This window comes from Polynucleobacter tropicus, assembly GCF_013307225.1.
Classification (GTDB): Bacteria; Pseudomonadota; Gammaproteobacteria; order Burkholderiales; family Burkholderiaceae; genus Polynucleobacter; species Polynucleobacter tropicus.
In genome coordinates this window covers 1,901,115-1,922,758 of sequence record NZ_CP028942.1, presented here as the reverse complement: position 1 = coordinate 1,922,758, position 21,644 = coordinate 1,901,115, and the positions used below count along the sequence as shown (strand labels likewise).

27 protein-coding genes are annotated in these 21,644 nt (G+C 44.9%); 21 read left to right on the top strand and 6 right to left on the bottom strand.

All coding sequences use genetic code 11. The features are described from left to right. Positions 1 to 4: 4 nt before the first annotated feature. Genes lipB through DCO17_RS09810 form a run of 3 tightly spaced genes read left to right on the top strand, consistent with a single transcriptional unit; the run spans position 5 to position 2,260 of the window. Positions 5 to 670 carry a lipoyl(octanoyl) transferase LipB gene (lipB, locus tag DCO17_RS09820; RefSeq protein ID WP_437342805.1) on the top strand — a complete coding sequence of 222 codons (666 nt, stop codon included), beginning with the start codon at positions 5 to 7 and terminating at the stop codon, positions 668 to 670. Continuing rightward, positions 667 to 1,677, top strand: coding sequence for a lipoyl synthase (gene lipA, locus DCO17_RS09815; protein ID WP_173956533.1), 1,011 nt, complete (start codon positions 667 to 669; stop codon positions 1,675 to 1,677). Before lipB ends, lipA begins: the two co-directional genes overlap by 4 nt. After that, a complete protein-coding gene (locus DCO17_RS09810) occupies positions 1,640 to 2,260 on the top strand; it encodes a hypothetical protein (protein WP_254598765.1) in 621 nt (206 codons plus the stop codon). The genes lipA and DCO17_RS09810 overlap by 38 nt, the downstream gene beginning before the upstream one ends. Positions 2,261 to 2,289: 29 nt before the next feature. Here DCO17_RS09810 and DCO17_RS09805 read toward each other — a convergent pair whose 3' ends face one another. Continuing rightward, complete coding sequence (locus DCO17_RS09805) at positions 2,290 to 2,547, bottom strand: accessory factor UbiK family protein (RefSeq protein ID WP_173956532.1); 258 nt, start codon at positions 2,545 to 2,547, stop codon at positions 2,290 to 2,292. A 262-nt stretch (positions 2,548 to 2,809) separates the two neighbouring features. Here DCO17_RS09805 and DCO17_RS09800 point away from each other — a divergent pair, with 262 nt between their 5' ends. The 8 genes from DCO17_RS09800 (at position 2,810) to ptsP (ending at position 10,434) form a co-directional block, all read left to right on the top strand. Continuing rightward, positions 2,810 to 3,742: a TorF family putative porin gene (locus DCO17_RS09800; protein WP_173956531.1), complete on the top strand. Its 933-nt coding sequence runs from the start codon at positions 2,810 to 2,812 to the stop codon at positions 3,740 to 3,742. A gap of 24 nt (positions 3,743 to 3,766) precedes the next feature. Continuing rightward, on the top strand, positions 3,767 to 4,105 hold the full coding sequence (locus DCO17_RS09795) for a P-II family nitrogen regulator (RefSeq protein ID WP_011903792.1): 339 nt from the start codon (positions 3,767 to 3,769) through the stop codon (positions 4,103 to 4,105). Positions 4,106 to 4,118: 13 nt separating this feature from the next. Further along, positions 4,119 to 5,603 (top strand): ammonium transporter, encoded by a 1,485-nt coding sequence (locus DCO17_RS09790; RefSeq protein WP_173956530.1) that lies wholly within the window; start codon positions 4,119 to 4,121, stop codon positions 5,601 to 5,603. Positions 5,604 to 5,706: 103 nt separating this feature from the next. Then, positions 5,707 to 7,005: a glutamate--cysteine ligase gene (gene gshA, locus DCO17_RS09785; RefSeq protein ID WP_173956529.1), complete on the top strand. Its 1,299-nt coding sequence runs from the start codon at positions 5,707 to 5,709 to the stop codon at positions 7,003 to 7,005. A 24-nt stretch (positions 7,006 to 7,029) separates the two neighbouring features. After that, positions 7,030 to 7,971, top strand: a complete 942-nt coding sequence (gene gshB, locus DCO17_RS09780) for a glutathione synthase (protein WP_173956528.1) — start codon at positions 7,030 to 7,032, stop codon at positions 7,969 to 7,971. A gap of 1 nt (position 7,972) precedes the next feature. Beyond that, positions 7,973 to 8,395 (top strand): PTS sugar transporter subunit IIA, encoded by a 423-nt coding sequence (locus DCO17_RS09775; protein ID WP_173956527.1) that lies wholly within the window; start codon positions 7,973 to 7,975, stop codon positions 8,393 to 8,395. An 18-nt stretch (positions 8,396 to 8,413) separates the two neighbouring features. Further along, complete coding sequence (locus tag DCO17_RS09770; protein WP_173956526.1) at positions 8,414 to 8,683, top strand: HPr family phosphocarrier protein; 270 nt, start codon at positions 8,414 to 8,416, stop codon at positions 8,681 to 8,683. Positions 8,684 to 8,685: 2 nt separating this feature from the next. After that, positions 8,686 to 10,434, top strand: a complete 1,749-nt coding sequence (ptsP, locus tag DCO17_RS09765; RefSeq protein ID WP_173956525.1) for a phosphoenolpyruvate--protein phosphotransferase — start codon at positions 8,686 to 8,688, stop codon at positions 10,432 to 10,434. Here the strand turns inward: ptsP and DCO17_RS09760 are convergent. Genes DCO17_RS09760 through gpmA form a run of 3 tightly spaced genes read right to left on the bottom strand, consistent with a single transcriptional unit; the run spans position 10,431 to position 13,333 of the window. Beyond that, on the bottom strand, positions 10,431 to 11,189 hold the full coding sequence (locus tag DCO17_RS09760) for a HesA/MoeB/ThiF family protein (RefSeq protein WP_173956524.1): 759 nt from the start codon (positions 11,187 to 11,189) through the stop codon (positions 10,431 to 10,433). The genes ptsP and DCO17_RS09760 overlap by 4 nt on opposite strands. Before the next feature lie 8 nt (positions 11,190 to 11,197). Continuing rightward, entirely contained in the window at positions 11,198 to 12,631 is a 1,434-nt protein-coding gene (locus DCO17_RS09755; protein WP_173956523.1) for a S41 family peptidase, read from the bottom strand. Between the two features lie 12 nt (positions 12,632 to 12,643). Then, positions 12,644 to 13,333: a 2,3-diphosphoglycerate-dependent phosphoglycerate mutase gene (gene gpmA, locus DCO17_RS09750; protein WP_173956522.1), complete on the bottom strand. Its 690-nt coding sequence runs from the start codon at positions 13,331 to 13,333 to the stop codon at positions 12,644 to 12,646. Between the two features lie 19 nt (positions 13,334 to 13,352). Between gpmA and DCO17_RS09745 the strand changes: the two genes are divergently transcribed. Genes DCO17_RS09745 through DCO17_RS09730 form a run of 4 tightly spaced genes read left to right on the top strand, consistent with a single transcriptional unit; the run spans position 13,353 to position 15,630 of the window. Beyond that, positions 13,353 to 13,778 (top strand): rhodanese-like domain-containing protein, encoded by a 426-nt coding sequence (locus DCO17_RS09745; protein WP_254598764.1) that lies wholly within the window; start codon positions 13,353 to 13,355, stop codon positions 13,776 to 13,778. Position 13,779: 1 nt separating this feature from the next. After that, on the top strand, positions 13,780 to 14,034 hold the full coding sequence (gene grxC, locus DCO17_RS09740) for a glutaredoxin 3 (protein WP_173956521.1): 255 nt from the start codon (positions 13,780 to 13,782) through the stop codon (positions 14,032 to 14,034). 25 nt (positions 14,035 to 14,059) lie between these two features. After that, positions 14,060 to 14,584 carry a protein-export chaperone SecB gene (gene secB, locus DCO17_RS09735; protein WP_173956520.1) on the top strand — a complete coding sequence of 175 codons (525 nt, stop codon included), beginning with the start codon at positions 14,060 to 14,062 and terminating at the stop codon, positions 14,582 to 14,584. A 23-nt stretch (positions 14,585 to 14,607) separates the two neighbouring features. Further along, on the top strand, positions 14,608 to 15,630 hold the full coding sequence (locus tag DCO17_RS09730; RefSeq protein WP_173956519.1) for an NAD(P)H-dependent glycerol-3-phosphate dehydrogenase: 1,023 nt from the start codon (positions 14,608 to 14,610) through the stop codon (positions 15,628 to 15,630). Positions 15,631 to 15,636: 6 nt separating this feature from the next. Here the strand turns inward: DCO17_RS09730 and trmL are convergent, their stop codons facing one another. Together trmL and DCO17_RS09720 are read right to left on the bottom strand one after the other, a co-directional pair. Continuing rightward, positions 15,637 to 16,107 (bottom strand): tRNA (uridine(34)/cytosine(34)/5-carboxymethylaminomethyluridine(34)-2'-O)-methyltransferase TrmL, encoded by a 471-nt coding sequence (gene trmL / locus DCO17_RS09725; RefSeq protein WP_173956518.1) that lies wholly within the window; start codon positions 16,105 to 16,107, stop codon positions 15,637 to 15,639. 36 nt (positions 16,108 to 16,143) lie between these two features. Beyond that, the gene (locus DCO17_RS09720; RefSeq protein ID WP_173956786.1) at positions 16,144 to 16,890 is read right to left on the bottom strand and encodes a ComF family protein; all 747 of its coding nucleotides are present in this window, start codon (positions 16,888 to 16,890) and stop codon (positions 16,144 to 16,146) included. A gap of 23 nt (positions 16,891 to 16,913) precedes the next feature. Between DCO17_RS09720 and DCO17_RS09715 the strand changes: the two genes are divergently transcribed. The 6 genes from DCO17_RS09715 to DCO17_RS09695 all read left to right on the top strand — a co-directional run bounded on the left by DCO17_RS09715 (position 16,914) and on the right by DCO17_RS09695 (position 21,628). Further along, complete coding sequence (locus DCO17_RS09715; protein WP_254598763.1) at positions 16,914 to 17,714, top strand: class I SAM-dependent methyltransferase; 801 nt, start codon at positions 16,914 to 16,916, stop codon at positions 17,712 to 17,714. A gap of 180 nt (positions 17,715 to 17,894) precedes the next feature. Further along, positions 17,895 to 19,052, top strand: coding sequence for a cytochrome c oxidase subunit II (gene coxB / locus DCO17_RS09710; protein WP_173956517.1), 1,158 nt, complete (start codon positions 17,895 to 17,897; stop codon positions 19,050 to 19,052). Positions 19,053 to 19,094: 42 nt separating this feature from the next. Next, entirely contained in the window at positions 19,095 to 20,714 is a 1,620-nt protein-coding gene (gene ctaD / locus DCO17_RS09705; RefSeq protein WP_173956516.1) for a cytochrome c oxidase subunit I, read from the top strand. Further along, complete coding sequence (locus DCO17_RS10520) at positions 20,698 to 20,829, top strand: cytochrome oxidase small assembly protein (RefSeq protein WP_254598762.1); 132 nt, start codon at positions 20,698 to 20,700, stop codon at positions 20,827 to 20,829. The genes ctaD and DCO17_RS10520 overlap by 17 nt, the downstream gene beginning before the upstream one ends. Before the next feature lie 11 nt (positions 20,830 to 20,840). Further along, on the top strand, positions 20,841 to 21,431 hold the full coding sequence (locus tag DCO17_RS09700; RefSeq protein WP_173956515.1) for a cytochrome c oxidase assembly protein: 591 nt from the start codon (positions 20,841 to 20,843) through the stop codon (positions 21,429 to 21,431). Further along, positions 21,431 to 21,628 carry a DUF2970 domain-containing protein gene (locus DCO17_RS09695; RefSeq protein ID WP_173956514.1) on the top strand — a complete coding sequence of 66 codons (198 nt, stop codon included), beginning with the start codon at positions 21,431 to 21,433 and terminating at the stop codon, positions 21,626 to 21,628. The genes DCO17_RS09700 and DCO17_RS09695 overlap by 1 nt, the downstream gene beginning before the upstream one ends. The last annotated feature ends 16 nt before the right edge of the window (positions 21,629 to 21,644 follow it).

The window sequence follows — 21,644 nt, the reverse complement described above, 5'->3', positions numbered from 1 at the left end:
CTGCTTGATGAAGGTTTTAGTTAAACATCTTGGTGTAGCGGATTACGCTAAAACGTATGAAGCAATGCAGACGTTTACTAAAGAGCGTAATGCCAATACCCCAGATGAGATCTGGGTGTTAGAGCATCCTCCGGTATTTACTTTAGGTTTGGCCGGAGACGCTAGTAATTTGCATACCCCTAGCAATCAGATTCCGATGGTTCAGGTGGACCGGGGTGGTGAGATTACCTATCATGGCCCAGGTCAGCTTGTTGTTTATTTATTGCTTGATCTGAAGCGCTTAGGAATTTTTGTTAAAGAACTGGTGTTCCGTATTGAGCAAGCGGTAATAGACACTTTGTTAGATTTTGGTGTGCGAGCTGAGCGCAAGCAGGGCGCCCCAGGAATTTATGTGTCAGAGCAGGATGGAGCACCGGGTGAGTGGCTAGGGGCTAAGGTTGCTGCTTTGGGGCTCAAAGTCTCTAGAAGCTGCTCGTATCACGGTCTGGCGTTAAATGTAGCCACCGACTTAGAGGCATTTGGGCGTATCCACCCCTGTGGTTATGAGGGCTTAAAGACGGTTGATATGCAAACTCTCGGTATCAAGGACAATATAGACATTATTAGCCAAGTGCTTTTGAAGCATTTACAAAAGCAACTAAGCTTAAGTGAGTTAGATAACATCAGATGACAATAAATAAATCCGATACCAAGCAGGCGATTGAAGAACGTCAAGATCTTCAATACGATGCCACTCGCAAACAAAAATCGAGTGAAAAAACTGCTCGCATTCCGATCAAAATTGTTCCTCTTGAAGAGGTATTAAAAAAACCCGACTGGATTCGGGTTAAGGCCGCCTCCGGCAATTCTCGCTTTGCTGAAATCAAAAAGATTCTGCGTGAAAACGAATTGGTAACGGTTTGCGAAGAAGCGAGTTGCCCAAATATCGGCGAGTGTTTTGGCAAGGGCACTGCCACATTCATGATCATGGGCGACAAGTGCACAAGGCGCTGCCCATTTTGCGATGTAGGTCATGGTAGGCCTGATCCACTCGATCAAAAAGAGCCTGCTAATTTGGCGAGAACTATTGCAGCCTTGAAGTTGAATTATGTAGTTATTACCAGCGTGGATCGTGATGATTTAAGAGATGGCGGCGCCATGCATTATGTAGATTGCATTACACAGTCTCGCGCACTTTCCCCTGCTACTCGTATTGAAGTTTTAGTGCCGGATTTTCGTGGACGTTTAGATAAAGCATTAGATATATTCGCTGAGCATGCCCCCAATGGTTTGCCAGACGTCATGAATCACAATTTAGAAACGGTTCCACGTTTGTATAAGCAGGCTCGTCCAGGCGCAGATTATTTACATTCTTTAAAGTTGCTAAAAGACTTTAAAGAACGTTTCCCACATATACCAACAAAAAGTGGCTTAATGGTTGGGCTTGGAGAAACTGATGAAGAGATTCTGGAAGTGATGCATGATATGCGCGAGCACAACATTGATATGTTGACGATTGGTCAATATCTAGCCCCTTCAGGTCATCACTTACCAGTAACACGTTATGTGCACCCAGATGTATTCAAAATGTTCGAAGAAAAGGCATATGAAATGGGCTTTTCTCATGCTGCAGTAGGCGCAATGGTGCGCTCTAGTTATCATGCGGATCAACAGGCGCATGGAGCGGGTGTTGTTTAAAGGTTTTGCTCGGCTCTACCTGCTTGCAGTTATTTTTTTTCTAGTAGTTGCTTGCAGCCCAAGATTAAATTGGCGAACAGTTCAATCGCCTGAGCAAAGATATACCGCTTTATTCCCAGGTAAGCCAGACAAACTAGATCGCTTGATTCCATTTGGGGATCAAGAGTTTCGTCAGACTCTAGAAGCCGTCAAGGTGGATGATGATATTTACTCTATCAGCTCAATCGAGATTCCTGCCAAACAAGTTAATACCGATTTAGTAAAAAAAATCACCAAACAATTACAAGGTAATTTGTTGGATAGGGCGAACGCTTCTGGTGGATCTGTTATTGCTGAGTCAGCCTATTTTCAAAATAGTCAGCATCAGCGCTTTGCAACAACCGACTATTACATTGTGTTCAATGGGGCTGGTAAAGTCCAACAAGCCATGCGGGTTCGTTGGATAACCAGAGTAGGTGATAGTGGAAATGTCTGGGTCTATCAAGCTTCGGTATTGCACACAAATGCAGATGCTACTGATGCAAAGATGCTTTTATCTAAAGAAGAATACGCAAACTTTTTTAATGAGTTTTACCCAGAGTAAAGCTCTGGGTAATTAAATCAAACGAGCAATTATTTTGATTGCTCTAGAGCAGCAACCTTTGCTTCTAACGCCTCTAATTTTTCTCTGGTCTTCGCAAGAACCTTTATTTGCAATTCAAATTCTTCGCGAGTAACCAAATCCATTTTTTGGAAACCTTGGTTCATCATGGCCCGAACATTTTTTTCAATTTCTTGAGCAGGAGAATTGCGAATAGCTTCCCCAACTTTGTTTTGCATATCGTTAGCAATGCGCTGAATTTGCTCGAGGATTTCGCCGGGTTTTTGCATGATGGGCTCTTTAGTGAGATTAGTAGTTGCGTAAAAAACACACATTCATATTTTAATTTGAGGCACCAAAAATGGGGAAAATCGGTAAAAAAGGCTCAAAATCAAGGAAATTCACAAAGTCAGTGCAATAAAAAGCACCAAAAAGGTGCATTGGCATTAATTAGGGGAATAGCCTGGAATTCAAAAGTGGTCAGCCCGTCATGATCACTCCATGCAATAAGCATTAATCCCTTTTTTGATTACAAACAGTAAGGAGTAATACATGAAAACTTTACATAAGAGAGCAATTTCTGCAGTAGCAGTAGCTTTATTGGCAGGCGTTGCATCAACAGCAGTATTCGCTGAAGAGGCGGCCGCGCCAGAAGTTAGTCCGGTTTCCGCAAACGTTACCGTAGCAAGCAGCTATATCTATCGTGGTATCACGCAAACGAATAACAAGCCAGCAATCCAAGGCGGTTTTGATTATGCGCATGAGAGTGGCTTCTACATTGGCAACTGGAACTCAAGCATTAGCTGGATTAGTGATGCTTACAACAGCACTTCAAACACAAATGGACCAACAAAGTCTGCCCCTTCTACATCTGCTCCAGTTGAGATGGATTTTTATGCTGGTTACAAGAAAGAATTTATTGGCGAAGGTTTCGCTAGCGATTTCGGAGTGCTCCAATACTACTACCCAACTACTGGATTAGGCGGTGTTCAAACAAAAGCGTGGGTGACAGCTAACCCATCAATGCGTCAAACGTCTGGCGTAAACCCAAGCACAACAGAGCTGTATGCAGCACAAAACTTTACTTTTGGTCCTACAACTGGCTTCTTCAAGTTTTCATATGCAGTTAGCAACCTATTTGGAATTCAAAACTCTCAAGGTTCTTTTTACCCAGATTTGACTGCAAATTACGACACTGGAGCATATGGAATTACTCTGAATGCACACGTTGGATACCAGTATGTACCAAACAATGTTGTAACAACAACTGCTTTGGCTGGAGCTGGTAATGGCGGTACTTGGAATTTAAGTTATGCCGATTGGAAATTAGGTTTGACTAAAGACTTCGGTGGTGGCTTATCTGGTACTGCTTACTACACGGGCACAAGCGCGCAAAAAGTCGGCAGCACTTATGTTTATGCAACACCTAACGGTGGTAATGCTGGACGCGGTAACGCAGTTGTAGCTTTAACAAAGACTTTCTAATTTCCACAACGAACGGAGATATACATGAAATTAATTACCGCAATCATCAAGCCTTTCAAGCTTGACGAAGTGCGCGAAGCTCTCTCGGAAGTGGGAGTTTCGGGCATTACTGTCACTGAAGTGAAAGGTTTTGGGCGTCAAAAGGGCCACACCGAGTTGTATCGCGGTGCTGAATATGTTGTTGATTTTTTACCAAAAGTAAAAATTGAAGCTGCTGTTGAAGATGGCATCTTGGAGCGCGCAATTGAAGCAATTGAAAAATCTGCGCGTACTGGCAAGATTGGCGATGGCAAGATTTTTGTCTCTCCAGTTGAGCACGTCATTCGTATTCGTACCGGTGAAACCGGCGCGTCAGCACTTTAAAGAGAGGTTCAAAATGTTAACTTGGATGAAACGACTTGTTGCTGGCGGTGCGATGGCCTTGGCCATTGGCGCTACTGGCGTAATGGTAACTTCGCCAGCACACGCTGATGAAGCTAAAAAGCCAGCAGTAACTGCGCCTGCCGCAACACCAGCAGCTGCAGAACCTGCGCCTGTTCTTTGCTCTGAGAAGTGCAATAAAGCTGATACAGCATGGATGATGGTATCTACTGCATTAGTGTTGTTGATGACGCTCCCAGGCTTGGCTTTGTTCTACGGCGGCTTAACTCGTAGCAAAAATATCCTGTCGATCTGTATGCAATGTTTCATGGTCTTCTCCTTGATTACAGTGCTGTGGTCTATTTATGGCTATAGCTTTGCATTCACGGAAGGCGGAGCATTCCTTGGTGGACTTGATCGTCTGTTCTTGGGTGGTATGAATCCAGATTCTGTTGCGGCAACCTTTAGTAAAGGTGTTGTGATTCCTGAATATGTATTCATGGCTTTCCAAGCAGTATTTGCAACGATTACATGCTGCTTGATCATCGGTTCTTTTGCTGAGCGCGCCAAGTTCTCTGCGATCTTGGTGTTCATGATCATTTGGTTTACATTTAGCTACTTGCCTGTTGCGCACATGGTTTGGTTCTGGCCTGGTCCAGACGACATCAAAGATGCTGCTTCCCTCGAGGCTATTACAGCTCGTGCTGGTTGGTTGTGGCAAAAAGGTGTTCTCGACTTTGCTGGTGGTACTGTTGTTCACATCAATGCTGCGATCGCTGGTTTGGTTGGTTCATTTGTTATCGGCAAACGCGTTGGTTACGGCAAAGAAGCAATGAAGCCACATAACTTAGTTTATGTAATGACTGGTGCTGCACTCTTGTGGTTCGGTTGGTTCGGTTTCAATGCTGGTTCTGCACTCGAAGCAAACGGTAGTGCTGCATTGGCTTTCGTAAACACTTACTTGGCAACCGCTGCTGCTGTATTGGGTTGGTCTGTTGCTGAATGGGTTCTCAAAGGTAAGCCTTCCATGTTGGGCGCTGCATCTGGTTGCGTAGCAGGCTTGGTGGCGATTACTCCTGCCGCTGGTTTTGCCGGCCCAATGGGTTCAATCGTTATTGGCTTGATTGCAGGTGTAATTTGCTTATGGGGTGTTACAGGCCTCAAGAAAATCTTGGGCTCTGATGACAGCTTGGACGTATTTGGTGTTCACGGCGTAGGTGGTATTACTGGTGCGTTATTGACCGGCGTATTCGCTGATCCTGCATTGGGTGGTTCAGGTGTATGGGATTACGTAGCAAATGCTGTTGCTCCTGATTACTCAATTGCTAGCCAATTATGGATTCAGGCACAAGGCGTAATCACCACTGTAATTTGGTCTGGCGTTGTTTCTTACATCGCTTTCAAATTGATTGATATCGTGATCGGTTTGCGCGTGAAGGAAGAGGAAGAGCGCGAAGGTTTGGATATCACCTCTCATGGTGAGTCTGCCTACGAGTCTTAATCTGTTTTACCCCTCGCCGGACGGCTTTTAAGGGCTGTTCGGTACTTTAAGCGCGGGATCTTAGGATCCCGCGTCTTTCTTTTAAAAATCTTACAATGGTGGAATGGTTCCACATCTCATTACCGCCCTAAGTGGCCCTTTACTCGAACTTGAGTCAAAGGTGCTTGAAGCAACCCCTACTATTGAGCGCTGGTTTAGGCTTGAGTGGCAGGAGCACACGCCACCATTCTATTGCTCAGTTGATTTACGAAATTCGGGTTTCAAACTGGCCCCCGTTGATACCAATTTGTTTCCTGGTGGGTTTAACAATCTTTCTCCGCAAATGTTGCCTTTGGCAGTGCAGGCAGCAATGGCTGCGATTGAGAAGATTTGCCCAGAAGCAAAAAATTTATTGTTGATACCAGAGCGTCATACACGCAATACCTTTTACCTCCAAAATATCGCTCGTTTATCTTCGATCTTGCGACAAGCTGGACTCAATGTCCGCTTAGGAACTTTTTCTGAAGAAATTAAGAAGCCAACTTGGATTGAGTTACCAGATGGCAATCGACTTCTCATGGAGCCTCTATCGCGCCTAGGCCTGAAGAAGCAACGCTTAGGCCTAAAAGATTTTGATCCTTGTTCTATTTTGTTGAACAATGATTTGTCTGCTGGCATTCCTCCAATCTTGGAGAATATTTACGAACAGTATTTATTGCCAGGTTTGCATGCTGGTTGGCACGTGCGTCGTAAGTCCAATCACTTTGCTGCGTATGAAGAGGTGGCCAAGAAATTTGCCAAGGTCGTTGATATCGATCCATGGATGATTAATCCATACTTTACAAGTTGCTCGAATATTAATTTTCATGAACGCAAGGGCGAAGACGAACTTCAAGCCGCAGTAGAGCAAGTACTCAAAAAGACTGCAAAGAAATATCGTGAATACGGCATTAAAGATAAGCCTTATGTTGTAGTGAAAGCAGATGCTGGTACCTACGGAATGGGCGTTATGGTGGTGAATGACCCAGCCCAGTTAAAGGGCTTGAATCGCAAAGACCGCAACAAAATGAGTGTGGTTAAGGAAGGCCTTGAAGTTAGCGACGTATTGATTCAGGAAGGGGTTTACACCTTTGAGAAAGTCAATGAAGCTGTCGCTGAGCCAGTGGTTTATATGATTGATCGATACGTGATTGGTGGCTTCTATCGCGTTCACACTGATCGTGGTCCCGATGAAAATCTCAATGCGCCAGGCATGCATTTTGTTCCGCTTGCGTTTGAGCAAAACTCGATGCCTGACCTATCGGCCAAGCCAGGCAGCGCAGCGCCAAATCGATTCTATTTGTATGGCGTTGTTGCTCGCTTAGCTTTGCTTGCTGCCTCTCTTGAATTGGAGAGAACGGATCCTAATATGGAAGTGGCATAAGCATCAGCTTTTAGAGCTAAAAATATGGACCTTTTATTTATTGCTGACCCTCTAGAGTCTTTCAAGGTTAAGAAAGACTCCACTTTGGCAATGATGCGTGTTGCTCAAGAATCGGGGCATCGCCTTTGGTTTTGCCAAAGTCGCAATGTTTTATGGAAAGACAATTTAGTTATTGCTGATTGTCAGAGCTTGATTATTAAACCTGCTTCGACATCTTGGTATGAACTGGGCGAACTTGAATCTCGATCTCTAAATATATTCTCAGCTGTTTTGATGAGGACAGACCCTCCGTTTGATATTGAGTATCTCAATACAACTTGGTTACTCTCTGCGGCAGCAAGACAAGGTGCAAAAATATTTAATAACCCAAGTGCTGTTCGTGATCATTCTGAAAAACTTTCCATTACTGAGTTCCCTGGGTTGATTCCACCAACATTAGTCACTCGAGAGTTAAGCGCGGTTCAAGAGTTTCATCGTCAGCATCGTGATATCGTCATCAAGCCCCTTGATGGTATGGGCGGTATGGGTGTATTTAGAGTTGGCGCTGATGGCTTAAATCTGGCGAGCATTGTTGAAACGCTTGGCGAGAATGGCGCAAGAACATTGATGGTTCAACGCTTTCTGCCGGAGATTGCTCAGGGCGATAAGCGTGTATTGCTTATTGGTGGTGAGGTAGTGCCATTCGCTTTGGCTCGCATTCCACAGGGTGCCGAAATTCGGGGTAATTTAGCTGCTGGAGGCAAGGGTGTTGCAATGCCTTTAACGGATGCTGAAAAGCGGGTTGCGGAGAAGTTGGCCCCCATTCTGAATCAACGCGGTTTATTCTTAGTAGGATTGGATTTAATTGGCGGGTGTCTTACTGAAATTAATGTGACAAGCCCAACCTGTTTTGTTGAAATAACCGATCAAACCCAATTTGATGTACCCCAATTTTGGCTAAAGGCACTTGAAAGGGCAGTGTCATAAAATGGCAGGAATCGTAATCGTTGCACATACTCCTTTAGCCAGCGCAATGCTGGGCTTTGTAGAGCATACGTTTGGTGCTGTGCCTGAGCGTATTCGAGCTGTGGACATTCCACCTCATGAAGATATCAAAGCCAGTTTTGATCGAGTCTTAAAAGCCGCTTATGGAGTGAATTCGGGAAATGGTGTTTTGATCTTGACTGATGTCATGGGCGCGACACCCGCAAACGTAGCTTCCAAGCTAGAAGGTTTGGGGCCGCTATCAGGATTAAATACACCCGTAGTTGTTTTAGCCGGACTTAATCTTCCAATGCTAATGCGCTGCGTTTCGCATCGGACTGAAGATCTCGAAGAGTTAGCTAAGAAGGCTTTGGCTGGTGGCCAGAACGGTATTTTGCGCTTAGGTGCAAAAGTAAGCCAAGCGTAAATGGGAGGGGAGTAAAAAATGCCTGTTGCTGAAATTGAAATCATTAATAAATTGGGTTTGCATGCGAGAGCCTCTGCCAAGCTATCCCAGTTAGCGGCGCAATTTCCTTGTGAAATATTGCTGTCACGCAACGGTCGTCAAATTAATGCAAAGAGCATTATGGGGGTGATGATGTTGGCGGCTGGAATTGGCAGCACTGTTACGCTCGAGACAGTTGGCGAAAAGGCGGATGAAGCCATGGAAGCTCTCAAAGCATTAATTAATGATCGCTTTGGAGAAGGCGAATAGGCATGACATTTGCGCTGCACGGAATTCCAGTATCAAAGGGCATTGCCATTGGCAAGGCTGTACTGATTTCGCGCGCAGCATTAGAGGTTAGTCATTATTTAGTTGAGCCTGGCAAAGAAGAGGCTGAGGCCAAAAAATTATTGGATGCTTTTGATCAAGTGCGTTTAGAGCTTGATCAGTTGCGCCAAGGTTTGCCTAAAGACGCACCACAAGAGATGGCGGCGTTTTTAGATGTGCATGGCATGATCTTGGTAGACCCTGCTCTTGCAGAGAAGCCGCTTAAATTAATTCGTACTCAACGTCTCAATGCTGCTTGGGCATTGACAACAGAGCTCAACGACCTCCTAGAGCAGTTTGCCGAAATTGAAGACCCTTACTTAAAAGAGCGTGCAAATGATATTCGGCAAGTTGCCGAGCGAGTTATTAAGGCGATTAATTCACAAAAAGATACTCTAGAGACGGAATTCCTGCCATCGAGCGATGTAGGTGTCGAGTCAATTATTGTTGCTCATGATATTGCTCCGCATGACATGTTGCGCTTCAAAGATCATACATTTACTGGTTTCGTAACCGATCTTGGCGGCAAAACTTCTCACACTGCGATTGTTGCGCGAAGTATGGAGATACCAGCGGTGGTTGGTGTGCGACACGCTAGTGAAATGATCCGCCATGGCGACTGGCTCATTTTGGACGGCGAACAGGGTGTTATTGTTGTTGCCCCCGATGAGCAGTTATTAGCGGAGTATCGCAAGCTACAAAGTCAGGCCGCCAAAGATGCGCGAAAACTCCAGCAGTTAAAGCATGCCAAAACAGAAACTTTGGATCGTGTTGATATTGAACTCTTTGCCAATATTGAATTACCGGAAGACGCTGTGCAGGCCGTCAAGTTGGGTGCGGTGGGCGTCGGCCTGTTCCGTTCCGAATTTTTGTTTATGGATCGCAAGCAAGCTTTGCCGGATGAAGAGCAGCAGTATCAAGAATACCGTCGGGTTGTTGATCTCATGCATGGCTTACCAGTCAACATTCGAACGATTGACGTTGGCGCCGATAAGGCGCTCGGTATGGGTGGTGCTGATGTATCGCAGACTGGCACATCACCACTGGGTTTGCGGGCGATTCGTTGGTCTTTAACGGAACCAGAAATTTTTCTTACGCAGCTAAGGGCAATATTGCGTGCCTCTGCTCATGGTCAAGCGCGCATCATGATTCCAATGCTCGCTCATGCAAAAGAAATTGACGAAACTTTTCGTTTAATTGAAAAAGCGAAGCAGCAGTTACTGCAGCGCGGGCAATCATTTAATCCCAATATTCAAGTGGGCGCCATGATTGAGATTCCAGCGGCTGCATTGGTACTTCCTTTATTTATTGACCGATTTGATTTTTTATCCATCGGTACTAATGACTTAATTCAGTACACTTTAGCGATTGACCGTGCAGATCATGCAGTAGCGCATTTGTACGATCCATTGCATCCCGCGATTCTGAATTTAATTGCCAACATTATTGATCAAGCGAAGCGTGCCGGTGTGCCTGTAGCAGTTTGTGGCGAGATGGCCGGTGATCCCAGCTTGACGAAGTTATTGCTAGCGATGGGCTTGACTGATTTTTCTATGCACTTCAGCCAGCTTTTGTTGGTCAAACGTGAAATTCTGCAGGCTAATGCGGGCATCTTAAAAGCCCGCTTCCCACGGGTTCTGAAGGCCTATGAGCCTGAAGCCCAGGCAAAAGCCTTGGAGCGTTTGTTCTCTTAGCTAGAGTGTTTTTTGCCGCAAACTGGGCAGTCAGGGTTGCGGGAAATGCGAATTTGATCTACTTGCGTGGTGCGTGCATTCCAAAGCAGCATTCGCCCTACTAGTGACTCCCCAAATCCAATAATGACCTGAAGTGCTTGCGCAGCTTGAATGGTGCCGATAATGCCGACTAGTGGAGAGAAGATGCCCATGTTAGAGCAACTGACTTCTTCAAATTCTTCTGTTGGAGAGAAGATGCAGGCATAACAAGGGGAGGTTTCGGTTCGAGGATTAAAAACTGAAACCTGCCCATCAAAGCGCAATGCTGATCCGGAAACGAGCGGTGTTTGAAATTGAACGCAAGCAGTATTGATTAGCTGCCTAGTATTGAAATTGTCTGTGCAATCTAAAACAACATCAACTGTTGGTAATAGTTTGGCAAGTAGGTTAGTTGTAGCCTTCTCCTGAGCAATATCGACTTGAATGCTGGAGTTAAGCTGACCTAAGAATTGTTGGCCAGAGGCTACTTTGCTTTTGCCAATCATCTGCTCGGTATGCATGACCTGTCGTTGCAGGTTAGTAAGCTCCACAACATCATGATCAACCAGGGTCATTTTTCCTATACCCGCGGCAGCTAAATATGGAGCAGCTGCACTACCCAAGCCACCAGCACCAATGACTAGGGCATGAGCCTGCAGGAGTTTCTCTTGACCTTCAACATCGATATCCTCAAGCAGTAAATGCCTTGAATAGCGAAGTAACTGCTCGTCATTCATATTGCGTATTACTCAAGCTTGGATGATGAGCGTTTGACTGGCTGGCCATTAATGAATGCGACTGCTTGCGTTAGCATGAAATCATCAGCGCTGCCTAATTCGACAGGCTTCTTATTCTTATCCTTTTCTTTTTCTTCAGGAGTTTTCTTGGCATTCTTGTCTTCAATGCGTTGAAGCTCTTGGAGGCGACGCTCTTCGCGATCCTTAATTAATTTATCTTCGGCGGATTGCTTATTGCGTAAATGTTTTTCGCTATCAATCTCGCGCGTAATCAATACATCATCAGGATCGCCATCTTTATTTTGATCAACAGGAATATCTGGCTTGATGCCAAAGGCCTGAATAGATTTACCGCTTGGCGTGTAGTAGTAGGCAGTGGTAATTTTTAGAGCCGAATCATTTGTCAGTGGTCGAACGGTTTGTACAGAGCCCTTACCAAATGTCGTTTTGCCGATAATGGTTGCCCGCTTGTAATCTTGCAAAGCACCGGCAACAATTTCAGATGCTGAGGCTGAATAGGCGTTTACCAAAACGACCATTGGTAATTTTTTAAAGATGGGCGGGACGCCTGCCAATGGGTCGCCTGGTTCACTAAGGCGATACATGGCTGGAGTCGCATTAAAGACTTGCTTGGAATCTTGGGCCTGACCCTTAGTTGAAACAATTACAGCATCCGCTGGTAAGAATGCCGCGGCAACCCCAACGGCACCTTGTAATAGGCCACCACCGTTATTGCGAAGATCCAAAATCACACCTTTTAGCTTTGGATTCTGGTTAGCAAGGTCAGTGAGTTTTTTAGCAAGATCTGGAACGGTGCGCTCTTGGAAACTTGTAATGCGAACCCAGGCGATATCGTTATCAACAATTTTTGCTTTAACGGATTGCACTTTGATTTCGGCGCGCGTAATTGTTACTGGAAAGCTGCGCTCCTCACTTTTGCGATAAACCGTTAAGGTGATTTTGGTGCCAGGGGTACCACGCATAGTGCGCACTGCTTTATCAAGAGACATGCCGCGAACAGGTTTGTCATCTAAGCGAGTGATTAAATCCCCCGCTTGCAAACCAGCGCGTGCGGCTGGACTATCTTCAATTGGGTTAAGAACCTTTACTACGCCATCTTCAGAAGTAATTTCAATTCCGAGTCCTGCGAATTTCCCAGAGGTTTGCTCTTGCATCTCTGCGAAATCTTTTTTATCCAAGAATGTGGAGTGAGGATCAAGACTGCTGACCATGCCTTTGACGGCATCTGTTAAGAGCTGCTTATCTTCAATAGGCTCAACATATTCACGCTTGATTTGAGCAAACACATTTGAGAGTGTGCGTAGCTCGTCTAACGGAAGCTGTCCACCTTGTTGCGCGGTTGCTGAAAGCTGAATAGTGGCGGTTACACCAGCTATCAAGCCAATTGCGATCAGTGCAAAGTTCTTAAGAAATTGACGCATATTTTTCAGGGTTTAATCCAGGTAGAAATGTTGTATTGGCTTGAGGTTATCGTCTAATTCATAAACTAGAGGTACGCCATTCGGTACATTGATTTCCATGATGGCTTCATCGGACATTTGGTCAAGGTATTTAATTAAGGAGCGAATGCTGTTGCCGTGCGCAACAAGCAATACACGTTTGTTTGCTTTTAGTGCGGGAGCAATAGATTCATTCCAAAGTGGTAATACGCGCTCAACATTATCTTTCAGGCACTCACCAAGAGGAATATCAGAAGGATTGAGTTTGGAGTAGCGTGTATCATTTTTTGGATTGCGTTCATCATCCATTTCTAGAAGTGGTGGGCGCACATCGTATGAGCGTCGCCAAATGTGAACCTGTTCATCACCATACTTGGCAGCAGTCTCTGCTTTATTTAAGCCAGTGAGCGCACCGTAATGTCGCTCATTTAATCTCCAGCTATGCACCACCGGTATCCACATCAGGTCCATGGTGTCCTGTACATGCCAAAGGGTGCGAATGGCGCGTCTTAAAACGGAGGTGTAGGCAATATCGAATTCATAGCCTGCTTTTCGAAGATTTTCACCAGCCGCTAGTGCTTGTTCGGTGCCTTTTGGGGTTAAGTCAACATCCGCCCAGCCGGTGAAGCGGTTTTCAAGGTTCCAGGCGGATTCGCCATGACGAATAAGGACAAGTTGTTTCATAGAGCCATTCTATAATCTGATGATGAACTTTCTCACGCAAATTGACAATTTAGCGCTTATCGCCCTGTTACTAATATCGGGCGCCGCGCTTTTCCTGCCTACATTATCTACGCTTATTAGCGGCAAAGGCTTATCGCCGACAGAGGCCACTATTTGGATTAATCGTCGCAAGGCATATGTTCTGGATTTACGCTCTGAAGATGCCTATAAGGCGGGCCATTTGCCAGGTGCAAAATTAGCCAATGCTTCCGGCCTAACTGCCTCGATTGAGGGCATGAAGTTAGATCGTAAGCATCCAGTCGTTTTGGTATGCGATACCGGCTCTCATTCGCGTAAGGCTATTGCGCAAGTGAAAAGTCTTGGATTTTCTGAGGTGGGCATTTTGGAAGGTGGGGTACAGGCATGGAAGGTTGCTGCTCTTCCTTTGGTAAAGCAAGGTAAGTAATATGCCTCAAGTAACAATGTACAGCACACAAGTTTGCCCATATTGCGTGATGGCTGAGAAGCTATTGGTAAAGAAGGGTGTGACTAATTTAGAAAAGATTTTGATTGATCGTGATCCTGCTCAACGTGAAACGATGATGACGAGAACGGGTCGACGGACTGTTCCACAAATCTATATTGGCGACACTCATGTTGGCGGATATGATGATTTAGTAGCCTTGGATCGCGCTGGTAAGCTTGACCCATTATTGGTTTAATAGATAAACATTAAGAAAGTTTGTAATGACTGAACAATCTTCTGCGCCTAGTGCAGCAAATTCTGAATCAAAAGATCCATCATTTCGTATTCAGCGAATCTATTTGAAGGACCTGTCTCTTGAGCAACCAAATGCTCCTGAAATTTTCTTGGTAATAGCTGAGCCGCAAGTACAAATCGAAGTGGACATTGCTGTAAAGAGAATTAATGATGAGTTGTTTGAGGTGTCCTTGAGCTCTACCTTGACATCCCGAGTTGAGGGCAAGGTATTGTTCTTGGTTGAAGCCAACCAAGCCGGCATCTTTGAATTTAATAATATACCCGCTGAGCAAGTAGATCCAATGTTAGGCATTACTTGCCCAACCATTTTGTTCCCATATTTGCGTTCAAATATGGCTGATGTCATCAGCCGTGCTGGCTTTCAACCAATTCATCTGAACGAAATTAATTTCCATGGCATGTATGAGCACAGATTAATGCAGGCACAGCAGGCTGCAGCTAGCTCTGAAAATGATGGTGCTGATGAGAGCAAAATCATTCTCCCCAATTAAATTTCCCAGGTAAGTCACGAATCATGAAAGTGACACTGCTTGGCGCTGGCGCATGGGGGACCGCAATGGCCTCTCAAGCTGCCCGTCAGCTGCGTGAAGAAGATGTTTGCTTGTGGTCTCGAAGTGCGGATCAGTTAAAAGCAATTGCCCAGAGTGGCGAAAACCAAGCTTACCTACCTGGCATCTCCTTGCCAAAGCGTCTTCACCTTGAAAGTGATTTTGATGCGGCTGTAAAAAGACTTGGTGTTGATGATCTTTTGGTGGTTGCGACTCCCATGTCAGGTTTGTCAGAAACTATTGCACGGGTTCTTAAGATAGCCGACCATCCATTGAATATTGTTTGGCTCTGCAAAGGATTAGAACCCACAACAGCTTTATTGCCGCATCAAGTGGTTGAGCGTGAAGATCGACTTCATAGCCACGGTATCCAACATGCATATGGCGCATTATCAGGCCCAAGTTTTGCTCATGAGGTTGGCTCTGGAATGCCTTGTGCGTTAACAGTTGCTAGTTCATCTGAACGCCTTTGCAAAATTGTTCAAGCCGCTTTTCATCATGGCAATATGCGCGTTTATTCAAGCGACGATTTAATTGGTGTTGAGTTAGGTGGCGCGGTTAAGAACGTTTTAGCGATTGCCGCTGGTATTGGCGATGGCTTAGATCTCGGCTTAAATGCGCGCGCAGCCGTATTAACGCGTGGGTTGGCTGAAATGATGCGCTTAGTAAAAGCTGCGGGCGGTAAATCAGAGACCTGCATGGGGCTTACTGGCGTTGGAGATTTAATCTTGACCGCTACAGGGAATCTTTCTCGCAATCGACGAGTTGGCCTTGAGTTGGCATCAGGAAAGTCTCTTGATGAAATATTGGCAAATTTAGGGCATGTTGTAGAGGGTGTTTTATGTGCCGCTGCGGTAGGAGATCTTGCAAAGCGATTAAATGTTGAGATGCCTATCACTGCCATGATGGGTGATGTATTGGCAGGCAAGCTTCAGGCTGAAGATGCTGTTAAAAAATTGATGGGACGTGATCCTAAAATTGAATCGTAATTTCTCTTACTTGCCGCCTACAAATCCATTTTGGCGCCATGCTTCATAAACAACAATTGCTACAGTATTAGAAAGATTTAGGCTACGACTGTTGTCCTTCATTGCTAGGCGCAATTGATTTTGGGTGGGAATGGAAATCCGAACTTCATCGGTAATACCTTTTGTTTCAGAGCCAAAAATAAAATAATCATTCGCTTGAAATTTACCCTCATGAAACTTGCTGCTACCTTTGGTGGTTAAGGCAAATAGATGTTGTGGCTCAGGAGATTCATTCTTGAGGAATTCGGCCCAATTTCGGTGAACCGCAATGCTTGCAAATTCGTGATAATCCAATCCAGCGCGCCTTAACTTCGCATCTTCCATTGGAAAACCTAGGGGCTCTATGAGGTGAAGTTTTGCTCCCGTATTGGCGCACAAGCGAATGATGTTGCCTGTATTGGGTGGAATTTCTGGTTCAAATAAAACGATATTAAACATACGAATTCTTTACTTTATGTAGCTCATGGGTTCAGCTCATATGCCCAGTTTAGTGGTTCTTAATAGGACCCAATTACTTACCCGAGTAACGCCAATCATTTTGAGGGTGCGTGCAATCTCATTTAATGTTGCACCGCTTGTCATAACATCATCAAAAACAGCAACGGATTTACCTTTAAGGATTTCAACATCTTTAGTGTCAATATAAAACATCTGGCGTATGTCATGTTGCCGCGCAGAGTAATTTTTAGCTGCTTGATGCTCGACATCATGGAATCGTTTCAGTGCATAAGGTAATTTCTGTATGTGGCTACCGCACTGAATTCTTTTTGCAAGCTCCCAGCTTTGGTTGAAGCCGCGCGCAATTAGTTTTTTCTGACTCAATGGAACGGGGAGTAAATAATCAATTGATCGATCATCTATTTCATTTGCAATCAATGCATTCCAAGCGCTGATCAGTCCATGCGCAAAAGCAAGACGTTTTTGATACTTAAATTGATGAAGCGCTTCTTGAAGGAGGCCGTTATAACGATCAAGACAAATCGTTTGATCAAATGAGGGTGCTTGTGCAATGCAGACATTACATTGATGTTGGCTAACTTCTATGAATTGCAGTGGAATTCCACATTGATAGCAGCATTCATAATGTAAAAGACTATTGTGATAAATAGCTAGCAGGCATTGATTGCAAATACTTGCGGATTGAAATTGTTGGCAAACGATGCATGCGGTTGGCAGGACATGCTCGCTGATTGATTGAATAAGATTCTCTAGAAATCGCATGGGGCGCTGAGTATACTGATCCAATGACCCAATCCATCAGATGGTTACAAGATGAAATTGCAGATCGCATGCTGCAAAAACTCGACATCGTGAAGCTGGATGTTCGAGATATTTTGGTGATTCCAGACTATCCCGGAAATCACCATGCCGTGCTAGCAAAGCGTTTTCCACATGCGCGCATTCATAGTGTTATTGAAGATGAATCTTCAAGACTGCAATTGTGGATTGCAAAAGCCCGTGCAAATTGGCAATCAATATTTAGAGTCACAAAAACAAGTGCGCTTGCACATGTTCATGCTTCTAATAAATTCGATATTCCTAATAATTCTGTAGATTTGGTGTTTAGTAATTTATTGCTGCATGACCTAACTGATCCCAAGTTATTTTTGCGGGAGTGTTGGCGTGTTTTGCGTGAGGGCGGCCTTGTTGTATTTAGCTATCTGGGGCCTGATACCGGAAAAGAGTTGCGCGCAATACAGGGCAGTGCCTTGCAGCTCAAAAATTTAAGAAGTCCTTGGGATATGCATGATTTAGGCGATGCTTTGGTGGCGGAGCGATTTTCAGACCCTGTAATGGATATGGAGAATCTGACCCTGGATTACGAGCGGCCTCAGCTTTTATTGGGGGATGTGGAGGCCTTGAAATTGGCAAATGCAAACCCTCATTTAGAAGCTGAAATAAGCGATTTACCCGAAAAACTGACTCTAGAGATCGTTTATGGACATGCTTGGGCTCTTGGAAAACACCTCGCTAAATCACAAGATAGCGTCGCCTATATTGACGTAAATCAAATTGGACGCAAGACTAGGACAGATTCTCATTAAGTGTAAGTGCTTACTATCATTTTAAGCTACACCAAGATTGGGTGGAGGGGGGTTATCCCTGTTTGTTGTTGAGTCTAATTAACCCTATAATCACCGCTGGATGTATTGGCTTGAGACCGCATTTTGGGCATTTTGTGGCGTTTTTTGCTGCAGTGCTCGCGACAATAAACAGAGAATAAGATGAATTTATTTGGAAAAGTCACTAGGGCATCGCTCTATTTAGTAGCAGCCTTCGGCACTGCTTTTGCTTGCGCAACAGAAAACATGCCAGGGGGCCCAGCTGTAAACCAGCTGAATTTCGCTGCCCCAGCAACCAAAATCATGCAAGAAATCCACTGGTTACATTGGATGATGCTCGCAATTTGTGCGCTGATTTTCGTGGGTGTTTTTGGTGTGATGTTCTATTCGATTTTGAAGCATCGCAAATCGCTCGGACATAAATCAGCATCATTCCACGAGAGCACTTTGGTGGAAATCGTATGGACAGTCATTCCGTTATTAATTGTTATTGGTATGGCCTTGCCTGCTACCAAAACAGTTGTGGCGATGAAAGACACAACTAACTCCGATATCACTATTAAGACAACTGGTTATCAGTGGAAATGGGGTTACGACTACATTAAAGGTGAAGGCGAAGGCATTAGTTTCTTGTCCACTCTCACAACTTCACGCGAAGCAATTAACAATCTCGCTCCAAAATCAAATACTTATTTGATGGAAGTCGATAACGAAATGGTTGTGCCAGTTGGCAAGAAAATTCGTTTGATCACTACTGCAAATGACGTTATCCATGCATGGACTATTCCAGCGTTTGGCGTTAAGCAAGATGCGATCCCTGGATTTGTTCGCGATACATGGTTCAAAGCTGAAACTATCGGCACATTCCGCGGTCAGTGTTCTGAGTTGTGCGGCGCAGAGCATGCGTTTATGCCAATCGTTGTCAAAGTAGTTTCACAAGATGACTACACCGCTTGGGTTGCTCAGAAGAAAAAAGAAATGGGCGCTGCAGGTGATGATCCTTCTAAGGTTTACACATTGGAAGAGCAAAAAGAGCGTGGCGCGAAAGTGTACGCTGCTAACTGTGCCGCATGCCACCAGCCAAACGGAAAAGGTGCGGGCGCGTTCCCTGCCTTGGATGGCAGCAAAGTAGTGAATGGCCCTAAAGCCGGCCAATTCAATATTTTGTTAAATGGTAAAGGCGCGATGCCAAAGTGGGCAGGCGTAATTTCTGATGGCGATATCGCTGCAGTAATTACCTATACCCGTAACTCATGGGGTAATAAGACGGGTGAAGTGATTCAGACCCAAGAAATTATTACCGCACGTGGCGGCAACTAATTCAGATTAACTAATACAGATAAAACGAAACCGGAGTAATTAATGAGCACAGTCTCTACTACCCACGATCACGCACACGACCACGCGCATGATGATCACACGCCACATGGTTGGCGTCGTTGGTTGTTCGCAACCAACCACAAAGACATCGGTACGATGTATTTGATCTTCTCATTTGTCAGCTTATTGGCTGGTGGCGTAATGGCTTTGGGAATTCGCTTGGAATTGTTCCAGCCAGGTTTGCAATTCTTGCGCCCTGAGTTCTTTAACCAGCTCACCACTATGCACGGTCTCGTGATGGTGTTCGGTGCGATCATGCCAGCGTTCGTAGGTTTCGCGAACTGGATGGTGCCTTTGCAAATTGGCGCATCCGATATGGCTTTTGCTCGCATGAATAACTTCAGCTTCTGGATTCTTCCAGTTGCAGCGACTTTATTGTTGAGCTCATTCCTTGCTCCTGGTGGCGCACCTTCTGGTGGCTGGACAATTTATGCTCCTTTGACAGCACAGATGGGCCCAGGTTTGGATATGGGTATTTTTGCCCTTCACTTGTTGGGTGCTTCATCAATCATGGGTTCGATCAACATCATCGTAACCATTTTGAATATGCGCGCTCCTGGCATGACATTGATGAAGATGCCAATGTTCTGCTGGACTTGGTTGATTACTGCTTATTTGTTGATTGCTGTGATGCCTGTATTGGCTGGCGCAATTACCATGGTGTTGACTGACCGTCACTTCGGCACATCATTCTTCTCCGCTGTAGGCGGTGGCGACCCAATTATGTTCCAGCATATTTTCTGGTTCTTTGGTCACCCAGAGGTTTACATCATGATTCTGCCTGCGTTCGGCATCATCAGTGAAATCGTGCCTGCATTCTCCAGAAAGACATTGTTTGGTTACAGCTCCATGGTGTATGCAACTGCATCTATTGCGATCTTGTCATTCATCGTTTGGGCTCACCACATGTTTGCAACAGGTATGCCAGTAACTGGCCAACTGTTCTTTATGTACGCAACGATGTTGATTGCTGTTCCAACAGGCGTGAAGATTTTTAACTGGGTAGCAACAATGTGGAAAGGTTCGATGACCTTTGAAACGCCAATGTTGTGGTCCGTTGGTTTTATTTTCGTATTCACGATGGGTGGCTTCACTGGTTTGATGTGCGCTATGGCCCCAATCGATATTGGCATTCAAGATACTTATTATGTTGTTGCCCACTTCCACTATGTGTTGGTGGCTGGTTCATTGTTCGCGATGTTTGCTGGCTTCTACTACTGGTGTCCTAAGTGGACTGGCTATATGGCTAGCGAAACTCGTGGCAAGATCCATTTCTGGGCTTCCATGATTTTCTTTAACATCACTTTCTTCCCAATGCACTTCTTGGGCCTAGCAGGCATGCCACGTCGTTACGCAGACTATCCAACACAGTTTGCTGATTTCAATATGATTGCCTCTATTGGCGCATTAGGTTTTGGTTTGGCTCAGGTTTACTTCTTATTGTTTGTGGTGCTTCCAGCCTACCGTGGTCAAGGCGAGAAGGCCCCTGCTAAACCATGGGATGGTGCTAAGGGTCTTGAATGGACAGTTCCTTCACCAGCACCACACCATACCTTTGAAACTCCTCCAAGTGCGGAGCAGTTACGTGAAGCAGGAATTTAAATCGACTTCTAATCAAGCCCTAGCTGCGAATAATCGTCGCTTAGGGCTGATTCTTTTGAGCATTGCCGTAGTGTTTTTCATTGGCATTGTGATGAAGTGGAGCGTTTTAGGTTAAGTGCTTTTTATATGACAACTACTCAGTCTGCAAACCGTCAAATCTTACTGAAGCTATTGATTGCTTCAGTAATGATGTTTGGCTTTGGTTATGCGCTTGTGCCGATGTATCAAGCCTTATGTAAGGTAACTGGCATCAATGTGGTGACTAGCAAGAATGATTATGGGGTCAGGGCATTTAGTCCTAATAAGGTTGGCAATACTCAGGTTGATTATTCACGCAAGGTGACGATTGAGTTTGATTCAAACAGTCGCGGACCATTTACGTTTAAGCCTCTGAAAAACTTTTTAGAGGTTCACCCTGGTGAGATGACCGAGATTGTTTACGAAGTTACCAATAATTTAGGGCGAACAGTAGAGGCGCAGGCGATACCAAGTTATGCGCCTAAGAGTGCCACTGAGTTCTTTACTAAATTAGAGTGTTTTTGTTTTCAGCAGCAAACATTGGCTGCTCATGAAATGAAAAAGATGCCGGTTGTTTTTGTGATCGATGCAGGCTTGCCGCAAGATGTCAAAACAATCACTTTGTCATACACCTTCTTTGAATTGGGTGTTGGTGTGCCGCCTGCTGGCTCTACAACCCCAAAGACTAAGGGCGCATGATGGAGAAAAAGAAAAGTACTTTTATGCAGTCTATGAAAGCCGTAATGTGGGGCTTCTTGGGTGTGCGTAAGAAATCTGGTTTGCAGGAAGATGTAGCTACATTAAGTTTTGTGCACATTATCATTGCGGGTGTTGTTGGAGCCTTGATTTTTATGGCTATCCTGCTCTTGATAGTGAAAGCAGTTGTATCCCATTGATTATTTTTTGATTGAA

What these genes read in the sequence shown, in the direction of transcription:
- DCO17_RS09795 (WP_011903792.1), top strand. Translation starts at nt 3,767, where the DNA reads ATGAAATTAATTACCGCAATCATCAAGCCTTTCAAGCTTGACGAAGTG.
- DCO17_RS09790 (WP_173956530.1), top strand. Translation starts at nt 4,119, where the DNA reads ATGTTAACTTGGATGAAACGACTTGTTGCTGGCGGTGCGATGGCCTTG.
- DCO17_RS09700 (WP_173956515.1), top strand. Translation starts at nt 20,841, where the DNA reads ATGACAACTACTCAGTCTGCAAACCGTCAAATCTTACTGAAGCTATTG.
- DCO17_RS09760 (WP_173956524.1), bottom strand. Translation starts at nt 11,189, where the DNA reads ATGAATGACGAGCAGTTACTTCGCTATTCAAGGCATTTACTGCTTGAG.
- ctaD (WP_173956516.1), top strand. Translation starts at nt 19,095, where the DNA reads ATGAGCACAGTCTCTACTACCCACGATCACGCACACGACCACGCGCAT.
- secB (WP_173956520.1), top strand. Translation starts at nt 14,060, where the DNA reads ATGACTGAACAATCTTCTGCGCCTAGTGCAGCAAATTCTGAATCAAAA.
- gpmA (WP_173956522.1), bottom strand. Translation starts at nt 13,333, where the DNA reads ATGAAACAACTTGTCCTTATTCGTCATGGCGAATCCGCCTGGAACCTT.
- DCO17_RS09805 (WP_173956532.1), bottom strand. Translation starts at nt 2,547, where the DNA reads ATGCAAAAACCCGGCGAAATCCTCGAGCAAATTCAGCGCATTGCTAAC.
- DCO17_RS09730 (WP_173956519.1), top strand. Translation starts at nt 14,608, where the DNA reads ATGAAAGTGACACTGCTTGGCGCTGGCGCATGGGGGACCGCAATGGCC.
- gshB (WP_173956528.1), top strand. Translation starts at nt 7,030, where the DNA reads ATGGACCTTTTATTTATTGCTGACCCTCTAGAGTCTTTCAAGGTTAAG.
- DCO17_RS09755 (WP_173956523.1), bottom strand. Translation starts at nt 12,631, where the DNA reads ATGCGTCAATTTCTTAAGAACTTTGCACTGATCGCAATTGGCTTGATA.
- DCO17_RS09695 (WP_173956514.1), top strand. Translation starts at nt 21,431, where the DNA reads ATGGAGAAAAAGAAAAGTACTTTTATGCAGTCTATGAAAGCCGTAATG.
- DCO17_RS09715 (WP_254598763.1), top strand. Translation starts at nt 16,914, where the DNA reads ATGACCCAATCCATCAGATGGTTACAAGATGAAATTGCAGATCGCATG.
- coxB (WP_173956517.1), top strand. Translation starts at nt 17,895, where the DNA reads ATGAATTTATTTGGAAAAGTCACTAGGGCATCGCTCTATTTAGTAGCA.
- DCO17_RS09720 (WP_173956786.1), bottom strand. Translation starts at nt 16,890, where the DNA reads ATGCGATTTCTAGAGAATCTTATTCAATCAATCAGCGAGCATGTCCTG.
- gshA (WP_173956529.1), top strand. Translation starts at nt 5,707, where the DNA reads ATGGTTCCACATCTCATTACCGCCCTAAGTGGCCCTTTACTCGAACTT.
- DCO17_RS09745 (WP_254598764.1), top strand. Translation starts at nt 13,353, where the DNA reads ATGATGAACTTTCTCACGCAAATTGACAATTTAGCGCTTATCGCCCTG.
- DCO17_RS09800 (WP_173956531.1), top strand. Translation starts at nt 2,810, where the DNA reads ATGAAAACTTTACATAAGAGAGCAATTTCTGCAGTAGCAGTAGCTTTA.
- DCO17_RS09775 (WP_173956527.1), top strand. Translation starts at nt 7,973, where the DNA reads ATGGCAGGAATCGTAATCGTTGCACATACTCCTTTAGCCAGCGCAATG.
- DCO17_RS09810 (WP_254598765.1), top strand. Translation starts at nt 1,640, where the DNA reads ATGCGGATCAACAGGCGCATGGAGCGGGTGTTGTTTAAAGGTTTTGCT.
- lipA (WP_173956533.1), top strand. Translation starts at nt 667, where the DNA reads ATGACAATAAATAAATCCGATACCAAGCAGGCGATTGAAGAACGTCAA.
- DCO17_RS09770 (WP_173956526.1), top strand. Translation starts at nt 8,414, where the DNA reads ATGCCTGTTGCTGAAATTGAAATCATTAATAAATTGGGTTTGCATGCG.
- trmL (WP_173956518.1), bottom strand. Translation starts at nt 16,107, where the DNA reads ATGTTTAATATCGTTTTATTTGAACCAGAAATTCCACCCAATACAGGC.
- ptsP (WP_173956525.1), top strand. Translation starts at nt 8,686, where the DNA reads ATGACATTTGCGCTGCACGGAATTCCAGTATCAAAGGGCATTGCCATT.
- grxC (WP_173956521.1), top strand. Translation starts at nt 13,780, where the DNA reads ATGCCTCAAGTAACAATGTACAGCACACAAGTTTGCCCATATTGCGTG.